Origin of the sequence: Mesorhizobium sp. WSM4898 (genome assembly GCF_029625845.1) — a bacterium.
Classification (GTDB): Bacteria; Pseudomonadota; Alphaproteobacteria; order Rhizobiales; family Rhizobiaceae; genus Mesorhizobium.
This window is the reverse complement of record NZ_JARTVQ010000003.1, coordinates 802,330-814,032: the sequence shown is the minus strand read 5'-3', so window position 1 is coordinate 814,032 and position 11,703 is coordinate 802,330. Positions and strand designations below refer to the sequence as shown.

General features: G+C 65.4%; 3 protein-coding genes. All 3 read left to right on the top strand.

The window, feature by feature from the left end:
* The first annotated feature begins 3 nt into the window (after positions 1–3).
* The 3 genes from P9228_RS18815 to P9228_RS18805 all read left to right on the top strand — a co-directional run bounded on the left by P9228_RS18815 (position 4) and on the right by P9228_RS18805 (position 11,586).
* Entirely contained in the window at positions 4–591 is a 588-nt protein-coding gene (locus P9228_RS18815; RefSeq protein WP_095824769.1) for a HutD family protein, read from the top strand.
* A 269-nt stretch (positions 592–860) separates the two neighbouring features.
* Positions 861–9,440: a glucoamylase family protein gene (locus P9228_RS18810; protein WP_278054825.1), complete on the top strand. Its 8,580-nt coding sequence runs from the start codon at positions 861–863 to the stop codon at positions 9,438–9,440.
* Between the two features lie 376 nt (positions 9,441–9,816).
* Positions 9,817–11,586: a glucan ABC transporter ATP-binding protein/ permease gene (locus P9228_RS18805; protein ID WP_278054823.1), complete on the top strand. Its 1,770-nt coding sequence runs from the start codon at positions 9,817–9,819 to the stop codon at positions 11,584–11,586.
* Positions 11,587–11,703 lie beyond the last annotated feature (117 nt).

The following is an 11,703-nucleotide window of genomic DNA, read 5'->3' as shown; positions in this document are numbered from 1 at the left end:
CCGATGCGCATCCTTCGTACCGCCGGCTATCGCGTCATGCCGTGGAAGAACGGCGGCGGCACGACCACCGAGATCGCCGTCTCGCCTGATGGCGCCGGTCTCGAGGATTTCGACTGGCGCATCTCCATGGCGCGCGTCGAGACCAGCGGGCCATTCTCCAGCTTCGCCGGGGTCGACCGCACGCTGTCGGTGCTGGAAGGCGACGGCATTATGCTCGACATCGCCTCTCGACCGCCGGCGCGGCTGACGCCAGCCTCGGCGCCGCTTCCTTTTCCCGGCGACGTGCCGACCCGCGCCACGTTGATTGGCGGCCCGATCACCGATCTCAACGTCATGAGCCGCCGCGGCTGCATCAGCCATACGGTCGAGCGCTTGCCTGTTTCGGGTGAAGTCGAGATAAGGTCGACCGACGGCACGACGATTATCTTGCCGGTTGGCGGTGGCGTCACAGTCCTCACGGACACCGCTGCCAGCCTCGGACCGCTTGATGCGCTCGTCCTCGATCAGCAGAGCCAGAAACTGCGCCTCCAGCCTGAAGGGCATGAGCTGATTTTTGTGATCCGCCTGCGCGTCACCGCCGCCAATGGTTAACGGCTGTTGCCAAACATGATCGCGGCGCGGGCGAAATATCGCCTGGCCCCTTGCATGTATCACGAAAAAGCCTGAATCCTTTCCCTGATCGGACCCGGGGCGGGAAGCGAGGGGCGTTCGCCCTTGAGTTGTCGAAAGGGGACGCCCCTGTCATGGAGCGCAAACAAACTTTCGGCCGAACCTGCCATGCAACAGATTGCATTTGAACCGGTTTTAGGGCCATTGCCGTGGCGGTGACGCCGCATCGCGCCCGCCTTACGGAATAATCAATGAACATCCAGACGAATCCCGCCAAGATCGAACAAACTAGTGCCGGCTTCCCGACCGTCACGGAAGCGCCGATACGCTCCAATTTCCTGCCGGAAGACCGGCTGCGCGCGCTGGGCGCAGCACTCGCCAAGGGCGATGTCAGGGACCTGTTCGGGCTTTCGCCGTTCGAATTCCAGGCCCGCATCCGCGATAGCGCCAAGAAGATTCTCGAAGTCTACCGTTCGACCAACGCCGCCCAGGCCAAGGGCGAGACGATCACGCCCGCGGCGCAATGGCTGCTCGACAACAACTACCTGGTCGAAGAGACCATATTTCAGGTCAAGCGCGATCTGCCGCGCCGTTTCTACCGCCAGTTGCCGACGCTCAAGCTTGCGGGCGGCACGGCGTTGCCGCGCGCCTTCGTCGTCGCCTGGAGCTATGTCGAGCATTCCGACAGCGCCGTCTCGGCGACCATGTTCAAGGCCATCGTCGAGGGCTTTCAATCGGTCGAGCCGCTGAAGATCGGCGAGCTCTGGGCGCTGCCGTCGCTGCTGCGGTTCGTGCTGATCGAAAACCTCCGACGCATCGCAGTGCGCGTCAACCGTACGAGAGAGATGCGCCAGATCGCCAACGAGGTCGCCGACCGGGTGCTGGCGACCGACGACAATGCCGACCGGACCAGGATCCTGTCGAGCTACGCCGCGCATGCGCAGGATACCACTTTCGCCACCCAGCTCCTTTATCGCCTGCGTGACGGTTCGCAGAACGCCGGCCGCGCGCTGGAATGGCTGGAGGGCGAGCTCGAGAAGACCGGCTCCGACGCCGAGGAGATCATCATCTCCGAGCATCAGACGCTGTCCAGCGGCAACGTCACCACCGGCAACATCATCCGCGGCCTGCGCCTCATCAACGACGTCGACTGGACGGTCTGGTTCGAGGGCGTCAGCCGCATCGACACGCTGCTGCGCGAGAAGACCGATTTCGCCGCGCTCGATTTCTTCTCGCGCGATCAGTATCGCACCGCGATCGAGCAGCTTGCGCGCCGCTCCGACCTTTCCGAATTCCGCGTCGCCGAAACGGCGATCGAGCTTGCAGGCCACATGCCTGGGGTCACCGATGCGTCCGGCGTGCCGGAAACTGCCGACCCCTCCGTGCATACCGATGTCGGCTTCTTCCTGGTCGGGCCGCGCCGGCCGGAGCTGGAACAGGCGATCGGCTATCGGGCTCCCTTCTATGTGACTTTCAAGCGCGCCTTTGCCGCCACCGGCTGGCTCGGCATCGTCGTGCCGGTCTTCCTGCTGACGGTGCTCCTGCTTGTGCTGTCCGGCAACGCGCTTGCCAATCTCGGCCTCTCGGCGGGGGCGATCACGCTGATGCTGGCTTTGTTCGCGGTGCCGGCGAGCGAAGGCGCGTTGGCCTTCTTCAACACCGTCGTGGCGCTCTTCCTCAAGCCGACGCGGCTAGTCGGCTATGACTACAAGCACGGCATCCCCACCTCAGCGCGCACGCTGGTCGTCGTGCCTTCGCTCATCGGGTCGCGCGACGACGTCGAGGAAAACATCCGCAACATCGAGGTGCATCATCTCGCCAACACGGCAGAAGAGATCCATTTCGCGCTTTTGTCCGACTGGCCGGATTCCAAGACCGAAATCGACGCAGCCGACATCGAGATCCTGCAATATGCCCGCGACGAGATCGCCAGGCTGAACGCCCGCTATCCGTCGGAAGGCGCTCCGCGCTTCTATCTTCTGCATCGCCGCCGGCTCTACAATCAGGCCCAGGGCTGCTGGATGGGCTGGGAACGCAAGCGCGGCAAGCTGCACGAGCTCAACCTTCTGCTGCGCGGCGACAGCGACACCACCTTCCTGCCGCTCGATGTGCCGCTGCCGGACAAAGTCACCTATGTGATGACGCTCGACGCCGATACGCGCACCACCCGCGACGCCGTCTCGAGCCTTGTCGGCAAGCTCGCGCATCCGCTCAATCGTCCGCATTTCGATCCGGCAAAGCGCGTCGTCACAGCCGGCTACACCATCCTGCAGCCGCGCATCACCGCCTCGCTCACCAGCGGCGACGATGCCTCCTTCTTCCAGCGCGTCTTCTCGGCCAATCGCGGTCTCGACCCGTACGTCTTTGCCGTGTCCGACGTCTATCAGGACGTCTTCGGCGACGGCACTTTCACCGGCAAGGGCCTCTACCATATCGACGCCTTCGAAACGGCGCTGAAGGGCCGCATCGAGGAAAACACCATCCTCAGCCACGATTTGCTCGAAGGCGCCCTGGCGCGCGCCGCGCTCGTCACCGATGTCGAACTGGTCGAGGACTATCCGACCCGCTACTCGGTCGACGCCTCACGCCACCACCGCTGGGCGCGCGGCGACTGGCAATTGCTCGGCTTCATGTTCGATCCGCGCTCTGGCGTTCCGGCACTGTCGCGCTGGAAGATGGTCGATAACCTCCGCCGCTCGGTGACCCCGATCTTCTGGGTGATGGCCTGTATCGCCGGCTGGACGCTGCTGCCGTTCACGCAGGCCGCGCAGTGGCAGGCGCTGATGATCCTCAGCCTGTTCATGGCCCCGACTTTCGACATCGTCAACGGCATCCTGCCGAAGAGCGGCGACCAGACGCCGCGCGGCCATTTCTCGGCGCTGGCGCGCGACACTGTGTTCGGCACCGCGCTGGTGGCGCTGAAGGTGCTTTTGATGGCGCACCTTGCCTGGATGATGGGCGATGCCATCGTCCGCACTCTTTACCGGCTCTTCGTCAGCCGCCAGAACCTTCTGGAGTGGCGCACCGCCTCGCAGGCGCACAAGACCGGCGGCAGCGATCTCGGCGCCTATTACAGCATGATGTATGGCGCCGTGATCATCGGCGTCGTCGGCCTTGCCGTTCCGGTGCTGGCCGATTCCACCGGCGCGTTCGTCGCCTTCTTCTTCGCGATTTTCTGGATCGGCTCGCCCGCCGTCGCCTGCTGGATCAGCCGCTCGGCCGAGACCGAGGACAGGCTGCGCATTTCCGCCGCTGACATCCATGCGCTGCGCACCGTGGCGCGTCGCACCTGGCATTATTTCGAGACCTTCGTGACGGCCGAGCATCACCATCTGCCGCCCGACAATTTCCAGGAAAGCCCGGCCCCGGTGGTGGCGCCGCGTACCTCGCCGACCAACATCGGCGTCTACCTGCTCTCGGTGGTGTCGGCGCGCGACTTCGGCTGGATCAGCCTGTCGGATGCCATCACCCGCATCGACGCCACGATGACGACCATCGAGAACATGCCGCGCGATCGCGGGCATCTCTACAATTGGTACGACACGACGACGCTGAAGCCGCTTTATCCGCTCTATATCTCGGCGGTCGACAGCGGCAATCTCGCCGGCCATCTGGTCGCCGTGGCCGCGGCCTGCGCCGAATGGGCCGAGGCGCCTTCCGTCCACCTGCAGGGCGATTTCGAGGGCATCCTCGACACCGTCACCATCCTCGACGAGAGCCTGGAGGAACTGCCCGACGACCGCCGCCAGCTGCGGCCGCTTCGCCAGCGTCTTGCCGACCGCCTCGACGGCATGCGCCGGGCAGTGATGACCATCAAGGCGCAGCCCGAGATGGCCTCGATCCGCACGATCAATCTCGCGGTGCTGGCCGGCGAGATCCGCAAGCTCGCCACGGCCATCCACGTCGAGGCGGCGTCGCCCAAGAGCGACGTCATCGCCGACTGGGCGGCCAGGCTGGAGGCGACCTGCGAGGCCCATGTGCACGATTCGCACAATGACGAAAGCGCGGTCTCGGCGCTCCGCACCAAGCTGCTCGCGCTGCGCGGGCGCTGCCGCCGCTACGCCTTCGAGATGGATTTTTCCTTCCTGATGCGGCAGGAGCGCAAGCTCCTGTCGATTGGCTATCGCGTCGAGGAGCACCAGCTCGACGAGAGCTGCTACGACTTGCTCGCCTCCGAGGCGCGGCTGACCAGCCTGTTCGGCATCGCCAAGGGCGACTTGCCGACCGAGCACTGGTTCCGGCTCGGCAGGCCGATTGTCGAGATCGGTTTCAAGGGCGCGCTGATGTCCTGGTCGGGCTCGATGTTCGAGTACCTGATGCCGCCGCTGGTGATGAAGGAGCCGCAGGGCTCGATCCTCAACCAGACCAGCAAGCTCATCATCAAGCGCCAGATCCAGTATGCGCGCTCGAAGAACGTGCCCTGGGGCATCTCGGAAGCGGCCTACAATGCCCGCGACCGCGAGCTCACCTACCAGTACACCAACTTCGGCGTGCCCGGCCTCGGCCTGAAGCGTGGTCTCGGCCAGAACACCGTGATCGCGCCTTACGCCACCATCCTGGCGGCGCAGTTCAATCCGCGTGAGGCGGTGCAGAACCTGATGCGGCTGCGCGCGATCGGCGCGCTCGGCCGGCACGGCTTTTACGATGCGGTCGACTTCACGCCGCAGCGCGTGCCGGAAGGCACCGACCATGCCGTCGTCCAGAACTACATGGCCCACCATTCCGGCATGTCGATCGCCGCCGTGGCGGACGCCATCTTCGAGGGTCGGCTGCGCGAACGCTTCCACAGCGATCCGGTGATTGAGTCGGCCGAACTCCTCTTGCAGGAGAAGGCGCCGCGCGACATCCCGACCGCCACCGTCAGGACCGAGGCCGACGAGCGCTCCAAGGACGAGACCGAGACCGAGAGCCCGGACAGCCGCATCATCCTTGACCCGATCAAGGCGCTGCGCGCGACCAACGTCATGTCGAATGGCCGTTACTCGGTCATGGTCACCGCCACCGGCTCCGGCTACAGCCGCTTCGGCGAGCTTGCCATCACCCGTTGGCAGCCGGACCCGAGCGAAGACCGTCTCGGCTCCTATATCTTCTTGCGCGACACCGCGACCGGCGACTGGTGGTCGGCCACCGCCGAGCCGAAGCGCGCCGAGGGCGAGCGCGTGCAGACGCTGTTTGCCGACGACAAGGCGAGCTTTACCAAATCGATCGGCTCGCTGCGTTCGGAGGTCGAGTGCATCGTCATCTCCGAAGGGAACGGCGAAGGCCGGCGCGTCACGCTTTACAATGACGGCCCCACCGACCGGCACATCGAGGTGACGTCCTTTGCCGAGCTGGTGCTGGGCAACGAAGCCTCCGACAACGCCCATCCGGCGTTCTCGAAGATGTTCGTCGAGACCGAGATCTCCGCTAACAACGGCGCGATCTTCGCCACCAGGCGCAAGCGCGAAAAGAACGAGCCCGACCTAACCATGGTGCATTTCGTCACCGATCCGTCGGGTCCCTCGCGCGACGCCGAGGCCGAAACCGATCGCCGCGCCTTCATCGGCCGTGGCCGCACCATCGCCGACGCTGCCGCCTTCGACCCCGGCGCCCGGCTCTCCGGCAGCCACGGGTTCACGCTCGACCCGGTGGCGGCACTTCGCCGCCAGGTGCGCGTGCCGGCCAACAAGAAGATCTCGCTGACCTTCTGGACCGTCGTCGGCGCCAACCGGGGCGAGCTCGACGAGGCGATCGGCCGCCTCGACCATCAGGAGAGCTTCGCCCGCCAGGCGATGCTCGCCTGGACGCGCAGCCAGGTGCAGACGCGCCATCTCGGCCTCAGCCTGACCGATGCCGCCAATGTGCAGAAGCTGGCGCGTTACCTGATCTATCCCGATCCGTTCCTGCGTCTGCCCGCCGACTCCATCGCCTCGGGCCTCGGCCGCCAATCGAGCCTCTGGCCGACCAGCATCTCCGGCGATTTCCCGATCTTCCTGGTGCGCATCGGCGACGTCGCCGATCTCGAGATCGTCGCCCAGGCGCTGCGCTTCCAGGAATACATGCGCGCCCGCGGCATGATGATCGACTTCGTCGTCGTCAACGAGCAGGCATCCTCCTACGTGCAGGACCTGCAGCGCGCAGTGGAGACGCTGTGCGAGAACAGCCGCCTGCGTGGTCGCGAGCTTGGCCCGCGTCAGCACATCTTCGCCGTGCGCCGCGACCTGATGGACGAGCCGACCTACAAGACCCTACTGTCGGTCGCGCGTGTTGCGCTCCACACCCGCAACGGCACCATCTTCGACCAGCTCGAGCGGGCCGAAACGGCGGCATTGCAGGCTCGCGATGCTTTGCAGCAGGCGGAAGGCGTTCCGGCCCGCCAGCCGTCGTCGCCTTTGCCTGAGCCGACGCGGGCAAGCGAGGGGGGAGCCGATATTGCCGCCGACGGCACCGGCCTCAGCCTCTGGAACGGCTTTGGCGGCTTCGACGGCGACGGCCGCCACTACGTGACGCGGCTGACCGGCCGTCGTGTGACGCCGCAGCCCTGGATCAACGTCATCTCCAACGCTTCCTTCGGCTTCCACGTCTCGGCCGAGGGCGCCGGCTTCACCTGGAGCCGCAACAGCCGCGACTACCAGCTGACCCCGTGGTCGAACGACCCGGTGTCGAACCGGCCGGGCGAGGGCTTCTATATCTACGACCAGTTGAGCGGCAAGGCGTTCTCGCCGATGGCCGCGGTGGTGCGCGATCCCTCGATGACCTACGAGACCTGGCACGGGCAGGGGTTCTCGACCTTCCGCTCGAAGCGCGGGCCGCTGTCGATGGATCTGACGCAGGTCGTCGACCCGGTGGATCCGGTGAAGATCACCCGGCTGCGCATCCAGAATGCCGGCCCCGCGCCGGCAAGGCTGCGCGTCTATGCCTATGCCGAGTGGGTGCTCGGCGGCCATCGCTCGCGCACGGCGGCAACCATCGTGCCGACCAGGGACGCCGCGACGGGGGCCATGCTGGCGCAGAACCCCTACGGGCTCGACTTCGGCGAACGGGTGGCTTTCCTCGCCGCGACGGCGCCTGTTCATTCGGTGACCGCCGACCGCGGCGAGTTCGTCGGCAGGCACGGCACGACCGAATATCCGCAGGCCGTGCTTGGCGGAGTTGCTTTGTCCGGCCGCGTCGAGGCAGGCGACGATCCGTGCGCGGTGATCGCCAGTGACATCGACATCCCGGCCGGCGGCGACGTGACGCTGTTCTGGCTGCTTGGCGACGCCGCCACGGCCGCCGAGGCGAGCGCCCTGGTGCAGACCCACAGGGACAAGGATTTCGACCGGCGTCTGGCCGACAATGAGCGCGTCTGGCGCGGCTTCCTCGACACCATTCAGGTCGAGACGCCGGACAAGGCGCTCAACGCCATGGTCAACCACTGGCTGCCCTACCAGAGCCTGGCCTGCCGCATCCGCGCGCGGTCGGCCTTCTACCAGGCGAGCGGCGCCTTCGGCTTCCGCGACCAGTTGCAGGATACGCTGGCCTTGCTGGCGCATGATCCGAAGCTGGCGCGCGACCAGATTCTCAACGCCGCCCGCCGGCAGTTCCAGGAGGGCGACGTGCAGCACTGGTGGCTGCCCCGCACCGATGCCGGCGTGCGCACCATGATCTCGGACGATGTCGTATGGCTGGCGCACGCGACGGCCCGCTACATCGAGGTGACGGGCGATGCCGCCATCCTCAAGGAGCAGATACCGTTCATCGACGGGCAGGAGCTTGGCGAGGGGGAGCACGACGCCTTCTTCACGCCCGAGATCACCAAGACCACAGCCTCGCTTTACGAGCACTGCGCGCGGGCGCTCGATCTGGCCATCAAGCGCAGCAGCCCGGCCGGCCTGCCGCTGATCCTCGGCGGCGACTGGAACGACGGCATGAACCGTGTCGGCGAGGGCGGCAAGGGCGAAAGCGTCTGGCTAGGCTGGTTCCTGCTGAAGACGCTGGGTGACTTCGCCCCCATCGCCAAGGGACAGAGCGATGGCAAGCGGGCGCAGGCCTGGACGAAGCACGCGGACCTGCTGAAGCGGGCGCTGGAGAGCACGGCCTGGGACGGCCAGTGGTACCGGCGCGGCAGCTTCGACGACGGCACGCCGCTTGGCTCCCGCAATTCGGATGAGTGCAAGATCGACTCCATCGCCCAGTCCTGGAGCGTGCTGTCGGACGAGGGGGATCCTGCCCGCTCGACCACGGCCATGGAACAGGCGACGAAGATGCTCGTCGACGACAAGCACAAGATCGTCAAGCTGTTCACGCCGCCCTTCTCGAACAGCGACAAGGATCCCGGCTATATCAAGAGCTACCCGCCGGGCGTGCGCGAGAACGGCGGCCAGTACACCCATGCCGCCACCTGGTTCGTCATCGCGCTGGCCGAGATGGGACGCACCGACGAGGCTTATCGCTGCTTCTCGATGCTGAACCCGGTCAACCACGCCTCGGACGAGGCGGCGGCCGAGCATTACCGCGTCGAGCCTTACGTCGTGGCGGCGGACATCTACGCCGGCGAAGGAAAAGGCGGCCGCGGCGGCTGGACCTGGTACACGGGGTCGGCCGGCTGGCTCTACCGGGCCGCGGTGGAAGGAATCCTCGGCATCGAGCGGCGCGGCAAGCAGATCACGTTTAGGCCGAAGCTGCCCGGCCACTGGGATGGCTACGCCGCCACACTCAAGATGTTCGGCGGCGAAATCAAGGTTCGCGTCATCCGCGACAAAAAGACCAAGTCGATCGCGCTTGAAGTCAATGGTTCGAAGACCAAATCATGGTCTTTCGAACCGAAGGCCGGCGAGATGACCGACGTCGTCGTCAAGATACCTGCGTAGGATCAACGGTTTGCCTTGCAGGCCGCGCATCTCTCGGGATGCGCGGCCGAGCTTGGCGTTTTACTTTGCCAATGGGCCGGGCAGCGTGCGCCCACGCTGCTTCAGGCACGGCTAAGCAAGCGCCAAGTGATTAAAAATGTGGCAGCGCTGGGCAGGTGCCATTGTTTTGCCGCAAGGCTGACATTTCACCTTTTATCTCAAACCGTTAGGTGATCACGTCAGATTTCGCACCGTCGTCATCTTTTGTTCGCTAAATGGGAACGGAAGGGATAGACGACGCATTGTTTCGCGACACATAAACCGGTACGTGTCAAAAAATGGTGCGGCGCACAATACCGACATTGAGCACAGACAAGAGTTTGGCGGAGTAGCTGAAGTGTCACTTCTGCAGATCTACTTTAGAGCGCTGAGTTATCTGGCTGCGGACAAGAAGCGCGTCGCGCTGATCTGCGGCGCCAACGTCGCGCTTGCCGCGATCGCCATTCTCGAGCCGATCCTTTTGGGCCGGGTGATCGGCGCCATTTCCGAAAAAGGTCCGGTGTTTTCGACGCTCGCCGTCTGGGCCGCTCTCGGTGTCTTCAATGTCATAGCTTTCGTGCTGGTGTCGCGCGGCGCCGACCGCTTCGCCCATGCCCGGCGTTCGGAAGTGCTGTGCCAGTCCTTCGAGCGCGTCATCACCATGCCGCTCGCTTGGCACCACCAGCGCGGCACGTCCAATTCGCTGCACACGCTGCTGCGCGCCGTCGAAACCCTGTTCAGCCTGTGGCTCGAATTCATGCGCGTGCATCTCTCGACGGCCATTGCGCTGGTGCTGCTGGTGCCGACCGCGCTTTCCATGGACATCCGCATGTCAATCGTGCTGCTGGGCCTCGGCGTGCTTTACGTCGGAATCGGCCGTATCGTCATGCGCCGTACCAAGTCGGGGCAGACCGCCGTCGAGCGCCACTACCACACCGTCTTTGCCCATGTGACCGACAGCGTCAGCAACGTCGCCGTGCTGCAGAGCTACAACCGCATCGGCCATGAGACCGCGACGCTGAAGCGCTACGTCAAGGACCTGCTCGACGCGCAGAACCCGGTGCTCGACTGGTGGGCGATCGCCAATGCGCTGAACCGCCTGTCGTCGACCATCTCGATGATGATCGTGCTCTCGATTGGCGCTTATCTCGTCACGCGTGGCGAGCTTCGTGTCGGAGACGTCGTCGCCTTCACCGGCTTTGCCGGAATGCTGATCGCCCGTCTCGACCAGATGTCGGCCTTCACGACGCAGATTTCCGAGGCCCGCGCCAAGCTCGAGGATTTCTATCGCCTCGAGGACTCGGCCGCCGAAACCGCCGAGCCGGACGGCCTGCGCGAGTTGACCAACGTCACCGGCCGTGTGCGCTTCGAGGACGTCAGCTTCGAGTTCGCGAATTCGGGCCATGGTATCGAGAATGTCTCCTTCGAGGTGCCGGCCGGCAAGACCGTCGCCATCGTCGGCCCGACCGGCGCCGGCAAGACGACGCTTATCAACCTGCTGCAGCGCGTGTTCACGCCGTCCAGCGGCCGCATCCTGATCGACGGCATCGACACTCGCACGGTGACCCGCAAGTCGCTGCGCCACTCGATCGCCACCGTCTTCCAGGACGCCGGCCTGCTCAACCGCTCGATCGAGGATAACATCCGGGTCGGCCGTGCCGATGCGAGCAATGACGAGGTGCACGCCGCCGCCAATGCCGCCGCCGCACAGGACTTCATCCTGGCCAAGAGCAGCGGCTACGATACCGTCGTCGGCGAGCGCGGTGGCCAGCTCTCGGGCGGCGAGCGCCAGCGCATCGCCATCGCCCGCGCCGTGCTGAAGGATGCGCCGATCCTGGTGCTCGACGAGGCGACGAGCGCGCTCGACGTCGAGACCGAGGACCGAGTCAAGGAAGCGATCGACGAACTGCGCCGCAACCGCACGACCTTCATCATCGCCCACCGCCTGACCACCGTGCGCGACGCCGACTTGGTCGTCTTCATGGACAAGGGCAAGGTGGTCGAATACGGCGGCTTCACCGAGCTGTCGCTGCGCAACGGCCGCTTCGCAGCCCTGCTGCGCGCCGGCGGCCTGCTCAACGACGAGGAGGTCCGTCGCCTCAGCCGTCCAGTGACGGAAGCGGCGTAAGCTTTCTTCCCTGTGGGACAAGGTCGCCGCAGGCGACAGATGAAGGTGTTCCAGGAAGACCAGCGTCTCACTCCGTCGCGCAGCCTATCCGTCTCGGCGCTCGCGCGTCGATCCACC

What these genes read in the sequence shown, in the direction of transcription:
- P9228_RS18815 (WP_095824769.1), top strand. Translation starts at nt 4, where the DNA reads ATGCGCATCCTTCGTACCGCCGGCTATCGCGTCATGCCGTGGAAGAAC.
- P9228_RS18810 (WP_278054825.1), top strand. Translation starts at nt 861, where the DNA reads ATGAACATCCAGACGAATCCCGCCAAGATCGAACAAACTAGTGCCGGC.